The organism is Amycolatopsis sp. NPDC023774 (genome assembly GCF_040639695.1).
Classification (GTDB): domain Bacteria; phylum Actinomycetota; class Actinomycetes; order Mycobacteriales; family Pseudonocardiaceae; genus Amycolatopsis.
Map to the genome: position 1 here is coordinate 356,059 of NZ_JBFAAJ010000002.1, position 15,916 is coordinate 371,974.

Sequence of the window (15,916 nt, forward strand, 5' to 3'; positions counted from 1 at the left end):
CGGCGCGGAGTTCGCCGTGTTCCGCCACGCGCGGGTGTGGCTGGCGGTCGGCACGACGATCCTGGGCTTCGGCGGGGTGTTCGCCAGCTTCACCTACATCGCGCCCATGATGACCGAGGTCGCGGGTCTCCCGAGCAGTGCGGTGAGCTGGCTGCTGGTGCTGTTCGGCGTGGGGCCGGTGCTCGGCAACCTCGTCGGCGGCAAGTTCGCCGACCGCGCGCTGATGCCCACGCTGTACACGGTGCTCGTCGCGCTGGTTGTGGTGCTCGCGGTGTTCGCGTTCACCGCCCACGCGGCCGTGCCCGCGATCGTCACGCTGTTCCTGCTGGGCGGCTTCGGTTTCGCCACCGTGCCGCCGTTGCAGATGCGGATGCTGGCGAGCGCGGAGGCGGCGCCCACGGTTGCCAGCGCCGTGAACATCGGCGCGTTCAACCTCGACAACGCGCTGGCCGCCTGGCTCGGCGGCGTCGTCATCGCCGCGGGGTACGGCTACGCCTCGACCAACTGGGTCGGCGCCGCCATGACCTGGCGCTGGCCGTCGTCTCGGGAAGGCTGGACCGAGCCGCGACCCGGGAACTCGTGCACTGACCACAGTGGACACCGCGGGCCCGGCACACTCGCCGGGCCCGCGGTACAGACGTCACACCAGCTCGCGCAACCGCGGCAGGATCTCCGTGCCGTAGGCCTTCAGGAACCGCTCCTGGTCCGGCCCGGGGGCGTGGAACACCAGGTGCGTGAAGCCCAGGTCGAGGTAGCGCTTGATCGCCGCCACGTGCTCGTCCGGGTCGGACGACACAATGAACCGGCTCGCGGCCCGCTCGATCGGCAGCGCGTCGGCCAGCCGCTGCATCTCGACCGGGTCCTCGACGCCCGTCTTCTCCTCCGGCTTCAACGCCAGCGCGCCCCAGAACCGCGTGTCCCGCAACGCCCGGTCGGCGTCCGCGTCGAAGGACACCTTGACCTCGATCATCATGTCCACGTCCCCGACCGCCCGGCCCGACTGCTCGACGCCTTCGCGCACGGCGGGCAGCAGCGTGTCCGTGTACAGCGACGGCGCCTTGCCACTCGTGGTGATGAACCCGTCACCCCGCCGGCCCGCGAGCCGCGTGGCCGCCGGGCCGGAGCCCGCGATGTACAACGGCACGGGCACGTCGGGCCGGTCGTACACCGTGGCCTTCTCGGTGCGGTAGTGCGCGCCCTCGAAGTCCACGCGCTCCTCCGTCCACAGGCGGCGGATGAGCTCGATCGCCTCCTTCAGCCGCGCGAAGCGCACCTTCGGCTCCGGCCACTCGATGCCGAGCGGGGCCTCGTTCATCGACTCGCCCGACCCGATGCCCAGCACCACGCGGCCGGGGAACAGGCACCCGAGCGTGGCGAACGCCTGCGCCACCACCGCCGGGTGGTAGCGGAACGTGGGCGTGAGCACGCTCGTGCCGAGCACCACCCGCTGCGTCGCCGAACCGAGCGCACCCAGCCACGGCAGCGCGGCCGGCGCGTGGCCGCCGTCGTGGCGCCACGGCTGCAGGTGGTCGCTCACGAACACCGAGTCGAACCCGTTTTCCTCGGCCAGCACGCCGTAGCGCAGCAGCTCCGCCGGCGCGAACTGCTCCGCCGACGCCTTGTACCCGAACCTCACCACTGGACTCGTCCCTTCTCAGACGCCCGCGTTCACCTTGCCGATGATCTCCGACCCGAGCAGCTCGATCTGATCGAACCACCGATCGAACTTGAACCGGAAGTCGAACACCAGGTGCTCCACCCCGGTCGTGGCGAAGCGGTCGATCTCTTCCAGTGCATCTTCGGGGGTACCGACGATGAGCTGCCCTGAGAGATCCTTCACGGTCTCGAACGTGCCCGACGGCGGCTTCACCGCGAACTTCGCCTTGTTCGCCCAGGCCAGCAGGCCCGGGACGTTCACGTGCTTCACCGCCTCCTCGTACGTGCGCTCGATCGACGTGGGCGGGATCACGGCCGCGGTCGGCATCGTGCGCCCGCCCGCCTCCGACAGCTCCCGCATGGTCGTCACGCGCTTGTCCAGCGTCGCCATCGAGATCCGGCCCGGCAGCCAGCCGTCGCAGAACTCGACCGCGAGCCGGGCCGAACGCGGGGTGGCGCCGCAGTACCAGAACGGTACCCGCCCGCCCAGCGGCTTCGGCTCGATCGTGATGTCGCTGAACGAGAAGTTCGCGTCCGAGTAGGTCACGTCGTTCTCGGTGAACACCCGCTTGAAAATCTCGGCGTTGGAGCGCACGAGCTCCACCCGGTCGCGCTCGCCCCACTCGATGGCCTCGAACTCGTGGTCGAACGTGCCGGCGCCGAACCCGAGGATCACGCGCGGGCCGAACAGCTGGGTCATCGTGCCCGTCATCAGGGCCGTGACCAGCGGGTGCCGGAACGGGATCAGCGAGCCCGTGCCCAGCTCGATGCGCTCGGTCACGGCGCCGATGGCCGTGAGCGTGGTGAGCGCGTCGTAGAACGTGCGGTTGGGCTTCTCCATCTCGCCGTGCGGCTCGAACACCAGGTGCTCACGCACCCAGACCGAGTCGAACCCGGCCTTCTCGGCCATGATCGCGCCCTGCAGCACGTTGTCGCGCGAGGCGTGCTCGCCGAACGGCGCGTCGAGGTCCGCGATCACGAAGTCCGCGTCGCAGCCCGGGTCAGCGCGCCCTTCACGCCCTGCAGGCCGAACTTCGCGGCCGGCGCGCCCCGGCGACGAGCTCCACCGCGCGGTCGAGGGTGAGCAGGCCCTTGTTCACCGCGTCGAGCGCGAGCGGGTAGAAGTACTGGATGCCAGGGGTGCCCGTGGGAGCTCCACATCTGCGTCCAGCCGATCTCCTTCTCCTCGCGCGTGTGCGGCTCGCGTGGTCGGAGGAGCCCGGCGCCATCATCCGAGGTAACGCTTCTGATTTTCCCGATCAGGTCGCGACGCGACAGTCGGCAACATGGACTGCGTCTCGAGAGCGCACCACAGTCATCAGGACCACGCACGATGACCGGCGTGGACCGGATGTCCGCTTGGTGTCCTTTGTGGATTCAATGCTCAGGTGGTGCGCGCGAACTCGCCGATCAGCCGGGCCAGCTCGGCGGGCTGATCGAGCGGCAGCAGCGTGTAACTGTCGGCCACTTCGGACAGTTGTGACTTGGGCAGGAGCCCGGCCAGCGACCGCCCGTGTTCCGGTGGCATCACACGGTCCTCGCTCGCCCACACCACCAGCGCGGGCCGGTCGAACTCCGGCAGGTGCGCCGCGGCTTCGACGAGGACCCCGGGCTCGGCCGCCGCGGCCCGCAGTACGCGGACGGTGTCGCGGCGGATCCCCGGCTCCGTCAGCAGGGGCCGCAGCCACCGGACCACGGTGGCGTCGCCCCGTTTCGTGAGCCACCCGAACGAGATCGGCAAGCGGCGCAAGGCTTTCAGCCGCATCTGCAGCAGGAAGGCCCCGAACAGCGCCGGCGGCAACCGGCCCGCGAGGAACAGTGTCTTGCCCGTCAGCCCCGGCGGGAAGTTGTCGAACGCGTCGCACGATGCGAGCACCACTCGCCGCAAGCGGCCGGCGTCCCCGGCCATCAGCAGCTGCACGAGTGCCCCACCGGTGTCCACGCCGACCAACGTCACCTCACGAAGATCCAAGCGCGCCAGGAATTCCCCCGCCAGGCGCGCGAGCGCCGGCATCGACAGCTCGGCGTCGGGCCGCATCGCCTTCCGGTGCGCCCCGAGCGGCAAGGTCGGCGCGACGCACCGGTACGCCCCCGCGAGGTCCGCGATCGTCTCGGTCCACAGCGACGAATCCATCAGCAACCCGTGCAGGAACACCAGAACGGGCCCGTCGCCGCCCGTGTCCTCGTACTCGATCGTCCCGGCGGACAGTTCGATCTCGTTCATTCGCCCGCCTCCCCCGCGGACGGACCGCCCTTGTCCCCGACCCGTGCTCGTCGACACCCCATGTGGACCTCCCGGTCGTTCGCCCCGCCAGAAGTGAACCACGTGGTTCGCAAAAACGTCCAGTGCGGCCGGCCCCGGAAACGCCCGAGCGGCTCAGTCCCCGGCGGCTTCCTCCCGCTGCAGCGCCCGTTCCAGCGCCGCGAAGCCCGCGTCGGCGCCGCCTGGATCGTCGCTGGTCAGGCGGTGCACGACGAACCCGCGCAGCGTCGCCAGCACGAGCTCGGCCACCTCCCGTTTGCGCCGCTCGGGCCACTGCTCCGGGCAGAACGACACCAGGAGGTCCAAGTACTGCCGCGTCGAGCCGCGGCCGAGGTCGGCGTAGCGCTCGGGGGCGTACATGGTGAGCCCGACGGCTTGGTCGAGCACACGGCGCAGGCCGGCCTCCTCGTCTCGCAGCGTCTGCCACGCCACCCGCACGCGGCCGGCGAGCGTGCGCTGCTTCGCGCCGCCGGCCATGGCCGCGAGCGCATTGGCGATCCGGCGCTCGCGCAACGCGAACACGGCCTGGGCGAGCAGGTCCTCCGCGCCGGCGAAGTGGTAGAGCAGCACCTTGTGCGTGGTGCCGGCCGCCCGCGCCGCGCGCCGGAGGGAGAAGTCGACGAGGCCGTTCACGGCGAGGTCGTCCGTCACGCGCGCCAGCAGTTCGCGCCGCCGCGCCTCCCCGCGCGGCGAGCCCGCCGACCGCCGGTAGCCCGTCCGTTCCGCCGAGTCTTCGTCCACCCCGACAGCTTCCCTGATGCCCGCGCGGCACGCAGCGAGCGGCCGGCTACTTGGCGAACGCGGTCAGGAACCGGTCCCGGAAGGTGTCCATGCGCCACACCGGCGCGTCGGCGGCCGGGCGCATGCCGTCGGTCCAGTGCCACGACGACACCCGGTTCAGCACCGCCGGGTCCTTCGCCACGATCGTGATCGGCACCTGGTGCGTCACGCCGGCCGGCGTCACCACGGGTGGCTGGTGGTCACCCAGGAACACCAGCACCGTGTTGTCGTTGCCGTAAGTCTCCAAATAGGACGTCAGCGTGGAGAGGGTGTACTGGATCGCCTTGCCGTAGGCGTCGCGGATGCGGTTCGGGTCCTTCCACACCTGCTCTGGGTCCTCCCCCAGCGCGGGCTGCGGGTCGAAGACCGAGCCGTCGCCGACCTTGTTCCAGTCGACGAGGGTGGGGCGGGGCGACCAGGGCGCGTGGCTGGAGACGAAGTCGACCTCGGCCATCACGGGTTTGCGGTTCTGCGCGGCGAGTTCCGTGCGCTGCAGGAAGGACAGCGTGTACTGGTCGGGCATCGTGGCGTAGGCGTAGCCGGGGCCCTGGTATCCGACGTTGTGGAAGTCGTAGTACTGCTGGAACCCGTAGTACTTGCCCTCCGGCCACGGCATCGTGTGGGCCGGCACGTCCTGCACCGTCTTCCAGCCCGCTTTGCCGAACGCGCGCGTGAGCGAAAGCCGGTTGCTCGCCAGGAGATCGTTGTAGCGCTGCTGGTTGTCCACCCAGGTTCCCGATTGGACGGTCGAGTGCGCGAGCCAGCTGCCGCCGCCGAACGTCGACGAGTCGAGGAACCCGCTCTTCGCCGCGAACCCGGCCGCCTGCAGGCTCTTCGTCTCCTGGTCGAGCTGGGCGTCGATGGCCGGGGCGAGGTCGGAACCCTCGATCGCGAAGCGGCCGTAACTCTCCACGAAGGTCAGCAGCACGTCCTTGCCCTTCAGACCCTGCAACAGCTGGTCGCCCGGGGTGTCGGCAAAGGGGTCGGCGGCCATCTGGGCCGCGAAGTCCTGCTTGTCGTGCAGGTCGGTCCCGACCTGCCGGATGTCGTCGAAGGCGAGGGCGGCCGCGCTGCGCGACGCGATCGGCTGCCCGGGCGCGAGCTGCACCCCGAACACCGCCGCGACGATCCACACGACCCCCAGCACCGCCACCACGCGCGTCGAGCCCGTGCGCCGCCCGGCCGCCAGGCGCGTCAGCCGCATCGTGGCCAGCGTCGTGAACACGACCACCGCCAGAATCAGCAGCACCACGCCCACCGCGGCGGCGATCGCCCCGGCGCCGCCGACCTCACCGCGCAGGAAGTCGAGCCCCGCGCTCACGAAGCTCCAGTCGAAGATCGGGTCGAACGGGCGCGAGAGCACCTCGTTGAACCCCATGTCCACGAGCTTCAGCACCGTCAGCACGCCGAGCACTGCGCCGACCACACCGGCCAGCACGCGCCGCCACCGCGGCGGCAGCACGAGCGCGAGCGCCGTGACGACCAGCGCCTCCACGGGAATCCGGACGAACGCCGCGGGCGAGAGCTCCCCCAGGTTGTTCGGCGCCACCAACGCGAACAGCACGAGCAGGCACGCCAGCACCGTCAGCACCACGGCCGTCACGCGCCGCGCCCGGCTCCGCTTCGGCGGCGCGGCGTCCGGCTCCTGGGCTCCGGACAGCTCGCGGTCGTCGGTGCGCGTGAAGAGTGACACGGGGTTCCTTTCCGCCCGAAACCGGCACGGCGGCCGGTGCTCCTCTTCGTTACACGGACGGCAACGCCGAGCGGTTCAGCGGGTTGCCCTGGATCACACCGAACTGAGCCCGTCCCGGCACCGCAGCCCCGGCACGAACACGTGGACCACCGACACCCGGCCGGTGTGGTGCTCACGCAGGTAGGCCGTCAGGTCCCGCGCGGCGAGGCTGTCCAGGAGCTCGGCCAGCAGCTCCGGCGCCGTGCCGGAGAGGTTGTTCTCCCGGAACGGCACGGATTCCGCGGCCTCGGTCAGGGTCGGATACCGGGCGGTGGGGGTCGCGGCGCGGCGGCGCAGCAGGTTCGTCAACGCGTCGGTCAGGGCGCAGCGCCGGCTGAACGACACGCCGGCTCCCCAGGCGGCGCGGTCGCCGGCCAGGTAGGCGGGCACGCCGAGCTGCCGCGTGAGGTCGGCGACGCGCACGGGCCCGCCCGCGGCGAGCGACGCGGAGGCGAGGAGGGCGGCCAGGTCCGGGGGCAGGCCGGCCGGGTCGAGCAGCGCCGGGCGGGCGCCGGCGAGCATCGACTCGTGGGCGTTGTGGTCGAGCAGCCCGATCAGCGCGCGCACGGTCGCCTCGGCGCTGGTCGTCGCGGCGCCCCACGAGGCGGCGGCCGGTCGGGTGCCGAGCGCGTCGTAATCCACGACGTCACCCACGGAGTGGCGCAGCAGCAGGTGCCCGGCACGGCCGTAGTCGGTGATCGCGAGCACGGCCGGTACGGCGGCGACCGCGCCGAGGCCGGTGGGCAGCAACTTCCGGTACGCGAGCGTGCCGACGGGCAGGTCGGTGTAGCGGGCGAGGGAGCACACGGTCTCGTCGGCGGCCAGTGGGCCCGTCGCCAGCTCCGGCGCCGGCACCGCGCGCACGTCGGCCGGGCGCAGCCAGGCGGCACCGCCGAAGTGGCGGGTCAGGGCGTCGAGCACGGCGTCGCGTTCCGCGGTGGCACCCGCGCCGTAACCCGGCCCGGCGGAGAGCGCCACGCCGTCACGTAGCAGGTCACAGCGCCACACGGCGGCGATCCCGCCCGCCACGGGAGTCAGCTTCGCGGTCAGCCCCAGCTCGGCCACCTCGGCCAAAACGTCGTCCATCGTGTTCGCACCAGCTCGTCGTCCGGGGTCCTCGGAAGGACCCACCTGCCCCCTGCCCGCATCAAACTCGATCACCGCCGGGGAGTCGAGCGCTTTCCCGCACGCGTGACCGAACGGCCACCGCCGCAGGGTGCTCCGCACGGCCACTGAACGACGACTGAACGCGCCCGGAGTAGTTGATCAGTCCACTCGCGCATGCTGGCAGCATGAACCAGACCCTGCGGACCGGAACCGTGCGTACCCTGCTCTCGGTCTCCGACGCGCTCACACGCGCGTGCCTGGAAAGCTACTTCGACGGGACCCCCGACGTAGCCGTGGTGGATCGCACGCGCCCGATGGGCGCCGAGGTCTCGCTCGTGGTCACCGACCGGTTCACGCCGCGCACGCGCGACATCCTCGAACGGGTCGCCGCAACGCTCGACATCCCGTCCGTGCTGGTCATCGGCCGCCTCGACGACCTGCCGATCGCCGAGCTCGCCCAGCACCGCGTGGTCACGATCCTGGACAAGACGACCAGCCGCAGCGAGGCCGTGACCCAGGCCGTGCTCGACGCGGCCGGCGCGCACCCGGCGGACCCGGCCGAGCGGCTGACCACGCAGGTGCGCCGGCTGACCCACGCGGCGGCCCGGCAGAACCGCCTCGACCGCCGCGAGACCGACATCCTGCGTTTCCTCGCCGACGGGCTGTCGGCCGGCGAAGTGGCCAACCAGCTGGGTTACAGCGAGCGCACGGTGAAGAACATCATCAGCAAGATGACCGTCCGGCTGGAACTGCGCAACCGCGCCCACGCGGTGGCCTACGCGATCCGCGAAGGCCTGATCTGACCGGTCACGAGCCGGAGGACGCCACCCGGAAACCCGGGTCGCCGAGCCGCAGGCGCACGTTGTCGGCGGCGGGCATGCCGAACGCCTCGAGCACGTGGAGCGCCTCGCGCCACGCCTTCTCGGCGCCTTCCGGGTCGCCCGCCTCGCGGAGCGCGTCACCGAGCGCCACGAGGGAGTCGGACTCGTCGGAGCGGTTCCCCAGCTCACGGTAGTAGGTCACGGCGCGGCGCCACGCGTCGATCGCCTGGTCGAGGTGGCCGAGGGAGCCGTACGCGGTGGCCAGGGTGCTCCAGCAGTTGCCCTCGCCGTTGCGGTCGCCGATGTCCTCGTAGAGCTTCATCGCCCGCAGGATCAGTGGCACGGCCTCGGCGTTGCCGCCCATCTCGCTGAGGCAGCGGCCGATGCCCTCGAGTCCGATGGCCTCGCCCTTCACGTTGCCGCTTGCCCGGTACAGCTCGAAGGCGCGCTCGTGGTGTTCCAGGGCCGCGTTGAACCGGCCCAGCTTGGCGAACACCGTGCCGAAGTTGCTGTGCACGTAGGCCTGGTCGGCCGCGAGACCGAGCTGTTCGAACAGCTCCGCGGTGCGGTTGAGGTGCTCCAGCGCTTCGTCGTAGCGCTCGACGAAGTGGTAGGCGCCCGCGAGGCTGCGGTGCACATTGGCCTGCGCCACCAGGTCGCCGCTGCCGGCGGCGACGCGCAACGCGAGCTCCGCCTGCGTGAGCCAGTCGTGGTAGAGCGCGCTGCGCTGGTAGTACGGCTGCAGGCTCAGCACCAGCTTCCACACGTTCCCGGCCAGCCGCGGCACGCCGGCGATCTGCCGGATCAGCAGCGTCAACGCGGGCAGCTCGGCCTCGAACCACGCCATCGCCTCGCCGTAGCCACGCGCGAGGTCGGCGGTCACGCCCGGCTCGAGCACCGGCGGCTCGATCGGGAGCTGGTGCGGGTTCAGCGCGAGGTACGCGCTGTGGGTGCTGCACAGGTAGTGGTTCACCAGCCGCGCGAGGGCGTCGGCCTGTTCGTCGGCCGGGTCGGTCTGCTCACGCAGCTCCATCGCGTATGAGCGCACGAGGTCGTGGGCGAGGTAGCGCCCCGGGCGGTGTTCGCTGAGGTAGCGGATGCGCGTCAGCTCGTCGAGCAGGTCCTGTGCCTGCGGCAGGGGCACGCCGGCGAGGCTCGCGGCCGCGGCGGTCGAGAGGTCGGCGCCGCGGTGCAGCGACAGGAGCCGGAACAGCCGTGCCGCACCCGGTTCGAGCACCCGGTAGGACCACGAGAACACCGTGCGCACGTCACCCGCGCTGTCGCCGCGGAAGGCCTCCAGCGTCCCCTGCGTGGCGCGCAGCTTCGCGGTGATGTCGGCGAGCGAGAACTGCGGGTGCGTCCGGGCGCGCGCGGCGACGATCGCCAACGCGAGCGGCAGCCGGCCGCACAGTTCGATGATCTCCTCCACGGCGTCCGGCTCGGCCGACACCTTCTCCTCGCCGAGCCGGCGCACGAGCGTCTCGCGGGCTTCCGACGACGAGAGCGTGTCGAGCGTCAGCAGGTCGGCGTCCTCGGTGGCGACCAGGGCGCTCAGGCGGTTGCGGCTGGTCACGATCACGGCCGAGCCCGCGCTGCCGGGCAACAGCGGACGGACCTGCTCGGAGTCGCGCACGTTGTCGAGCACCACGAGCATCTGCCGCCCGGCGAGCAGGCTGCGGTAGAGGCCGCTGCGCGCGTCGAGGCCCGAGGGCGCCTGCGTGGCCTCGATGCCGAGCACGTCGAGGAAACCACGCAGCGCGTCGGCGGGGTCCACGGCGGCGCCCGTGGGGTCGAAGCCGCGCATGTTGACGTAGAGCTGCCCGTCGGGGAAGCGGTCGGCGACCTGGTGCGCGAGGTGGATGGCCAGCGAGGTCTTGCCGGTGCCGGCCAGCCCGTCGATCACCGCGACGGTCACGCGCCGGCGCTCGGCGGCGCAGTCGAACAACGCGGCGAGCCTGGTGAGCTGGTCGCGGCGACCGGTGAACGTCGGCAGGTCCGGCGGCAGCTGCGCCGGGCGCACCACGGGACGGGCCTGCGGCGCGCGGACCGCGGGCACTTCCTCGGACTGCTGCGCCAGCACATCGTGCTGCATGCGCGTGAGCTCCGCGCCGGGCTCGACGCCGAGCTCGTCGACCAGCCGTTTGCGGATCTCCCGGTACACCTCGAGCGCCGCGGCGCGGCGCCCGACCGAGTCGAGCGCGAGCATGAGCCGGGCGTGCACGGTCTCGTTGAAGGGATCGGCTTTCACGGCCCGCTCCAAGTGCAGCAGCAACGGCTGCAGCGGGCGCCCGGCCGCGTGGGCGACGTCGGCGGCCTCGACGACCGTGGCCAGGCCCTCCTGGTCGATTCCCGCCAGCAGCGCGCGGGCGCGCCCGGGCATCATCAGCCCGGCCGCGCACGGGCCGCGCCACAGCGCGAGCGCGGCGTTGAACTCGGCGAGGGCGTCGTCGGCGTTCTCCGCGCGGCGCGCCCGTTGCACGCGGGTGCGGAACTCGACGAGATCGGAGGAGGCGGCGTCGACCTGCAGGCCGTAGCCGCCGGGGTGGCGCACGAGCCAGTGGCCGGGCGACCGCGCGGGCAGAGCGGGCTCGACGAGCCGGCGAAGCGCGCCGACGTAGCGCTGGATCACGTTCACAGCGCTGGCCGGCGGCTGGTCGTCCCACAGCAAGCCGACGAGCTCGTCGACCCCGGTCGGCTGGCCGGCGCGCGCGAGCAGCACCGCCAGCAGCAGGTTCTGCGCCGGCGACCCGATCGCGAGCTCGTGGCCACCGCGCCAGGCGCGCAGCGGTCCCAGCAGCTCGAACCGGACGCCGACGGAAGCACCGGGTTCGCTCACCGGTTCCTCCCTCGCTCACCGGTTGCGGGCACGTCTCCTCTTGAGCGTAGCGCCCGCTACAGCGCGGGTCCGCGAGAGCGCCCTGCGGACAGGACACCGGTCCCGTAGGTAGGACGTGGGATGATCGCGGTCAGGTCACTGCCGGGAAACCAGTTCTCCTTGGTACAAAAGCGATTGTGCGTGCGGTTGTACGCCGCGTGTACGACCGCGCCGGAGCCTGGGAGCACTTTCGGCAGCCGCCCCGATCGCGAGGGACGGCCCCCAGGACGGAGACCTCCAGTGAATCTGAGACGTGTCGCGCGAGGACTGCTCACGGCGCTGGCCGGGGCGACGGCGTTCGCCGCGGCGGCCGTGGTGCCGGGCGCGACTTCCGCCGCGTCGGCCGACGCGGCCAGCACGGTGGTGTACCAGGCCGGGACAGCCGGCTACTCGTGCTTCCGCATTCCCGCCATCGTCAAGGCCAACAACGGTGACCTGCTCGCCTTCGCCGAAGGGCGCAAGAACAGCTGCGCCGACACCGGCGACATCGACCTGGTCGTGAAGCGCCAGGCCAAGGGCAGCTCCACGTGGGGCCCGCCGCAGATCGTGATCCAGGGCTTCGGCGACGTGAAGGGCAACCCCACGCCCGTCGTCGTGCCGCCGACCGCGGACGAGCCCGACGGCCGCGTGGTGCTGCTCTCGGTGATGCAGTGCGTCGCCCCCCACGCCGCGTGCGGCCGCGTTCCGCGCGTGAGCGTCAGCAAGGACAACGGCTCCACGTGGGCCGCGCCGCAGGTGCTCACCACGCAGCTCGGCTTCGCGGAGGCGCCGGGCTGGCTCGCGACCGGTCCGGCGCACGCTTCGGTGCTCACGCGCGGGGCCCACAAGGGCCGTCTGGTCGCCGGCATGAGCTACCAGGTCAACAGCTCGGCGCCCGACACCGGCGCGATCGTCTACAGCGACGACCGCGGATCGACCTGGCACCTCGGCGCCCACGACGCGAGCACGAACAACGCCGCGCTCAACCCGCAGGAGATCAACCTCACCGAGCTGCCCGACGGCAAGATCTACGCCTCGGCGCGCAACAACGCCGGCACGATGTGTTCCACCGTCGAGCGGGCGTACGCGATCAGCTCCGACGGCGGGCAGACGTTCGGCCAGAAGTTCGTGACCGAGCCGGGCCTCACGAAGACACCCGACGTGCAGGGCTCCACACTCGCGATGAGCACGACGGACACCGGCGGCGCGTACACGCGGCTGATCTTCGCAGGCCCGTCGGTGTGCGACCACCGGCACGCGCTGCGCATCCGCTCGTCCTTCGACGAGGGCGGCAGCTGGCAAGGTGACACCGACGGGTTCCTGGTTTGGAGCCAGGACGCGGCGTATTCGGACCTCGTCTCGCTCGGCACCGGCGCGGCCGGCGTGCTGTTCGAGGGCGGTCCGCAGGGCGACTCCAGCGCGGCGATCCGCTGGGCGAAGTTCACCGACGCGGACCTGGGCGCGCCGGCGTGCGGCTCGGGCTACGGCGTGATCGACCAGGGCTCGCTCGGCACCGCGGGCACGGTGTACCTGTCCTACAACGCGGCCACCGGCAAGAACTGCGTGAGCACGATGAAGAACTCCGGCGCGGGCACGCCGTCGCAGACCACCGCGTACCTGCAGGTGCAGGGCGGCACGAAGCAGACGGACTCCGGGTCGTACTCCTGGTTCGCCGGGCCGGTCACGGCTTCGGCGGCCGGCAAGTGCGTGACGTGGGGCGGCTCCGCCGGCACCGTGAAATTCGACGCGCCGCTGGGGCACTGCGGCTGACTTCCCGGACCGTGGCCGGGAAAAAGGGCTGAGGGTGGTCGTGGTGACCACCCTCAGCCCTGGTCGTTGCTCGGTGTCAGCGCTCTTCGCGGAAGTCCACGTGCTCGCGGACGACCGGGTCGTACTTGCGCAGGACCATCCGGTCCGGGTCGTTGCGGCGGTTCTTGGTCACCACATACGTGTAGCCCGTGCCAGCGGTGGAACGCAGCTTGATCACCGGGCGCAAAACGCTCTTCGCCATCGGTTCTCACCCCTTCCTGCTCGTGGCGGTCACCGGGTTCGTCCGGCTTCCGCAGCAGATGTAACAGTGGGAGGCCACGGAAAAGTCCCGGGGCGCAGTGGCCGGGGTCACGCCGTCGGGCGTCCGTCCACTTCGGACGGGTACGGTGGGGTTCGTGGAGCCGATCACCGTCGTGTCGCCCCGGCTGGTGGCGCGCGGCGTGCTCGCGCAGTGGTGGCGTGACCTCGTGTTCGCGCGCTGGCCGGTGGACCCGGCGACCGTCGCGCCGCTGCTGCCCGAGGGCACGCGGCCGGACACGGCCGGCGGCGTGACGTACGTCGGGCTCGTGTCGTTCCGAATGGATCGGGTGCGGCCGCTGGGCGCGTCCGCGGTGCCATACTTCGGGAGCTTCTGCGAGACGAACGTCCGGCTGTACTCCGTGGACGCCGCCGGGCGCCGGGGTGTCGTGTTCCGCTCGCTCGACGCCGCCCGGCTCATGCCCGCGCTGGTGGGACGGCTCGCGTTCTCGCTGCCCTACCGGTGGTCGTCGATGAGCCTTCGCCGCGACGGCGACGTGCTCGCCTACGAGTGCCGGCGCCGGTCCGGGCCCGGCGCGAGCCGGCTGGTGGTGCGGGTCGGTGCGCGGATCGAGCGGGCGTCGGAGCTGGCGACGTTCCTGACCGCGCGGTGGGGGCTGCACGTGCCGTGGCATGGGCGGACGTTGTACGTGCCCAACGACCACCCCGAGTGGCCGCTGCACCGGGCGTCGCTGCTGGAGCTGGCGACAACCTGGTGGAGCTGGGCGGGGTCGCGGTGGCGGGCGAACCGGTGAGCGTGCTGTATTCGCCGGGCGTGCCGGCGCGGTTCGGGGCCCCGTTCGTGGCGTGAGGTGCTAGCGGGTGCAGGCGGCGCAGGCCGGTGCCGCGGGTTCGGGTTCGACCGGGGCCGGTGGCCGCCGGGGCTGGGGCACGGCGGCCGCGCGACACGGCCGGCACGAGCCGACGGCCGGCCCGGGTCCGACGGCCGGCCCGGGTCCGACGGCCGGCGCGGGTTCGACGGCCGGCGCGGGTTCGCCGGCGGCCCGGTTCGCCGCGGTGCGCGGCACGGGCACCGGCCGCACGCGCGGCAGGACCTCGGCGACGGCGAGCAGCTCCTCCGCGAGCCGCGCCTGCGTGCGGACGGCGCGCGCTGTGCGCACGGCAGGGCGGCGGCGCAGCACGAGCAGCGCGGCCGCGAGCGGCCCGCCTGCCAGCGGCAGACCTGCGGCCACCGTCGCGAACAGTCCCATCACCGACCCCAGAGGTGCGCGGACACCGGCACCGAGACCGCTCGGCTCGGCGGTCCGTCCGCCGTGCTCCGCGGGGTAGCCGATGCTAGCGCCGGTTGCCACGTGGCCAACAGGATCACCACCCGGCCGTGGTGGCGTCCGTCTCGTGAACGTCACTTGACATGGTGAGCGAGATTCGTCATGTCCGTGTCGCCATTGCCCGGTCGACCATGAAGCCGTGGTACGAACGACCCTTTTCGCGCGGGCCCACATCTTCTACAGAAGTGCGGAGGAGGCACCGGAAAGGGAAGTGTGTCTGTCCTACGTCAGCCCCACCGCGGGGCCGATCCCGTCGAACGTGCCGCCCAGCCCCGTCTCGGACGCGGTGACGATCCAGGCCGCGAGGTCGCGTACGTCGATGTACTGCGCGAGCCGGTCGGAGGCGAGCACGAGCACTCGGCCGCCGCGGGCGAAGCGGCCGGGCCAGTAGCCGAAGCGGTCGCTGCCGTCGCCGGGGCCGGTGATCAGGCCGGGCCGCACGACGAAGGCGCGCCCCCCACGCCGATGTCGTTCCCGTGGGTGGAGCGGCGCTGACGGCGCTCGCGGACCGCGCGGTGTTCCCGAGTCCGGAGTAGAACGACAGGGATGATCACCGAAATCGCGATCGTCGACGTGAAACCGGACGCCGGGGACGCATTCGCCGCCGCGTACGCGAAAGCCCACGAGCTGCTCGCGACCACGCCCGGCTGCCGCAGTGCGCGGATGATGCGCAGCGAGGAGAGCCCGGACCGCTTCGTCGGCGTCGTCGAATGGGAGTCGAAGCAGCACCGCCTGGAGCATTTCCGGGGCACCGACCGCTACGCCGCGTACGGCGCGTTGCTCAGGCCCTACCTCGCCGCGCCGCCGCGGGTCGAGCACTTCGAGGCCGTCTGACGGCTCAGGCGCTGCGGCGGGACCGGACGTCGGCCGCCCGCGCGATCATCCCGGCCAGGTCGGCGACCGGGGCCGGGTCGTCGGGGAGCTGGCCGACGGCGACGCGGATGTGCGGCGCGCCGGAACGGCCGGTGAAACACCGGCTGCCGGCGCCGACGGAGACGCCGTGCGCGGCCAGCGTGACCAAGGTGCGGGTCTCCTCCGACACTGGCACCCACAGCGTGAGCCCGTCGCCCGCGGTCGGGTCGAGCCCGTGGCCGCGCAGGGCCTCCGAGAGCACCGTCCGTCGTCCCGCGTAGCGCCGGCGCGCCCGATGGACCAGCGCTTCCGTCGTGGGGTCGGTGAGCAGGAACGCCTGCGCGTCCTGGAGCACCCGGCTGGACCACGCCGTGCCGAACGCCCGCTGTGCGCGCACCCGCTCCACCAGAGCGGCCGAGCCGCCGAGCACGCAGCTGCGCAACTCGGTGCCGAACGCGGTGCAGTACGACCGCACCAGCAGCACCTGTCCGGGCA

The 15,916-nt window shown here is 72.2% G+C and carries 15 protein-coding genes and 1 pseudogene; 5 read left to right on the forward strand and 11 right to left on the reverse strand.

Annotated elements, in window-relative coordinates:
• Positions 1 to 7 precede the first annotated feature (7 nt).
• Positions 8 to 588 (forward strand): annotated as a pseudogene (locus AB0F91_RS07695) (MFS transporter); the annotation flags it as partial.
• A gap of 52 nt (positions 589 to 640) precedes the next feature.
• Here AB0F91_RS07695 and fgd read toward each other — a convergent pair.
• The 6 genes from fgd to AB0F91_RS07725 form a co-directional block, all read right to left on the reverse strand.
• Positions 641 to 1,639, reverse strand: a complete 999-nt coding sequence (gene fgd / locus AB0F91_RS07700; protein WP_360595707.1) for a glucose-6-phosphate dehydrogenase (coenzyme-F420) — start codon at positions 1,637 to 1,639, stop codon at positions 641 to 643.
• A gap of 15 nt (positions 1,640 to 1,654) precedes the next feature.
• Positions 1,655 to 2,635 carry an LLM class flavin-dependent oxidoreductase gene (locus AB0F91_RS07705; protein ID WP_360595709.1) on the reverse strand — a complete coding sequence of 327 codons (981 nt, stop codon included), beginning with the start codon at positions 2,633 to 2,635 and terminating at the stop codon, positions 1,655 to 1,657.
• 405 nt (positions 2,636 to 3,040) lie between these two features.
• Positions 3,041 to 3,880: an alpha/beta hydrolase gene (locus AB0F91_RS07710; protein WP_360595710.1), complete on the reverse strand. Its 840-nt coding sequence runs from the start codon at positions 3,878 to 3,880 to the stop codon at positions 3,041 to 3,043.
• Positions 3,881 to 4,033: 153 nt separating this feature from the next.
• Positions 4,034 to 4,660 carry a TetR/AcrR family transcriptional regulator gene (locus tag AB0F91_RS07715; protein ID WP_360595712.1) on the reverse strand — a complete coding sequence of 209 codons (627 nt, stop codon included), beginning with the start codon at positions 4,658 to 4,660 and terminating at the stop codon, positions 4,034 to 4,036.
• A gap of 46 nt (positions 4,661 to 4,706) precedes the next feature.
• Positions 4,707 to 6,302, reverse strand: coding sequence for a sulfatase-like hydrolase/transferase (locus AB0F91_RS07720; protein WP_360596282.1), 1,596 nt, complete (start codon positions 6,300 to 6,302; stop codon positions 4,707 to 4,709).
• Between the two features lie 183 nt (positions 6,303 to 6,485).
• A complete protein-coding gene (locus AB0F91_RS07725; RefSeq protein WP_360595714.1) occupies positions 6,486 to 7,517 on the reverse strand; it encodes a hypothetical protein in 1,032 nt (343 codons plus the stop codon).
• A 206-nt stretch (positions 7,518 to 7,723) separates the two neighbouring features.
• Here AB0F91_RS07725 and AB0F91_RS07730 point away from each other — a divergent pair, with 206 nt between their 5' ends.
• Positions 7,724 to 8,341 carry a LuxR C-terminal-related transcriptional regulator gene (locus tag AB0F91_RS07730; RefSeq protein WP_360595715.1) on the forward strand — a complete coding sequence of 206 codons (618 nt, stop codon included), beginning with the start codon at positions 7,724 to 7,726 and terminating at the stop codon, positions 8,339 to 8,341.
• A 4-nt stretch (positions 8,342 to 8,345) separates the two neighbouring features.
• On the opposite strand, the gene AB0F91_RS07735 is transcribed toward AB0F91_RS07730, so the two are convergent.
• Positions 8,346 to 11,195, reverse strand: a complete 2,850-nt coding sequence (locus AB0F91_RS07735; RefSeq protein ID WP_360595716.1) for a BTAD domain-containing putative transcriptional regulator — start codon at positions 11,193 to 11,195, stop codon at positions 8,346 to 8,348.
• A gap of 279 nt (positions 11,196 to 11,474) precedes the next feature.
• On the opposite strand from AB0F91_RS07735, the gene AB0F91_RS07740 reads away from it, so the two are divergent.
• Entirely contained in the window at positions 11,475 to 12,983 is a 1,509-nt protein-coding gene (locus AB0F91_RS07740; RefSeq protein WP_360595718.1) for a sialidase family protein, read from the forward strand.
• 76 nt (positions 12,984 to 13,059) lie between these two features.
• On the opposite strand, the gene rpmG is transcribed toward AB0F91_RS07740, so the two are convergent.
• Complete coding sequence (gene rpmG, locus AB0F91_RS07745) at positions 13,060 to 13,224, reverse strand: 50S ribosomal protein L33 (protein ID WP_220239238.1); 165 nt, start codon at positions 13,222 to 13,224, stop codon at positions 13,060 to 13,062.
• 154 nt (positions 13,225 to 13,378) lie between these two features.
• Between rpmG and AB0F91_RS07750 the strand changes: the two genes are divergently transcribed.
• Positions 13,379 to 14,035, forward strand: a complete 657-nt coding sequence (locus AB0F91_RS07750) for a DUF2071 domain-containing protein (protein WP_360595719.1) — start codon at positions 13,379 to 13,381, stop codon at positions 14,033 to 14,035.
• Between the two features lie 60 nt (positions 14,036 to 14,095).
• Here the strand turns inward: AB0F91_RS07750 and AB0F91_RS07755 are convergent, their stop codons facing one another.
• Together AB0F91_RS07755 and AB0F91_RS07760 are read right to left on the reverse strand one after the other, a co-directional pair.
• Entirely contained in the window at positions 14,096 to 14,593 is a 498-nt protein-coding gene (locus tag AB0F91_RS07755; protein ID WP_360595721.1) for a hypothetical protein, read from the reverse strand.
• 198 nt (positions 14,594 to 14,791) lie between these two features.
• Positions 14,792 to 15,010 carry a hypothetical protein gene (locus tag AB0F91_RS07760; protein ID WP_360595723.1) on the reverse strand — a complete coding sequence of 73 codons (219 nt, stop codon included), beginning with the start codon at positions 15,008 to 15,010 and terminating at the stop codon, positions 14,792 to 14,794.
• Between the two features lie 105 nt (positions 15,011 to 15,115).
• Between AB0F91_RS07760 and AB0F91_RS07765 the strand changes: the two genes are divergently transcribed.
• Positions 15,116 to 15,403 (forward strand): antibiotic biosynthesis monooxygenase, encoded by a 288-nt coding sequence (locus AB0F91_RS07765; protein ID WP_360595725.1) that lies wholly within the window; start codon positions 15,116 to 15,118, stop codon positions 15,401 to 15,403.
• Positions 15,404 to 15,407: 4 nt separating this feature from the next.
• Here AB0F91_RS07765 and AB0F91_RS07770 read toward each other — a convergent pair whose 3' ends face one another.
• Positions 15,408 to 15,896 (reverse strand): aminotransferase class I/II-fold pyridoxal phosphate-dependent enzyme, encoded by a 489-nt coding sequence (locus tag AB0F91_RS07770; RefSeq protein WP_360595727.1) that lies wholly within the window; start codon positions 15,894 to 15,896, stop codon positions 15,408 to 15,410.
• Positions 15,897 to 15,916: the final 20 nt, after the last annotated feature.

Coding starts and splice junctions, on each gene's coding strand:
- AB0F91_RS07710 (WP_360595710.1), bottom strand. CDS start 3,880: ATGAACGAGATCGAACTGTCCGCCGGGACGATCGAGTACGAGGACACG.
- AB0F91_RS07730 (WP_360595715.1), top strand. CDS start 7,724: ATGAACCAGACCCTGCGGACCGGAACCGTGCGTACCCTGCTCTCGGTC.
- AB0F91_RS07725 (WP_360595714.1), bottom strand. CDS start 7,517: ATGGACGACGTTTTGGCCGAGGTGGCCGAGCTGGGGCTGACCGCGAAG.
- rpmG (WP_220239238.1), bottom strand. CDS start 13,224: ATGGCGAAGAGCGTTTTGCGCCCGGTGATCAAGCTGCGTTCCACCGCT.
- AB0F91_RS07765 (WP_360595725.1), top strand. CDS start 15,116: ATGATCACCGAAATCGCGATCGTCGACGTGAAACCGGACGCCGGGGAC.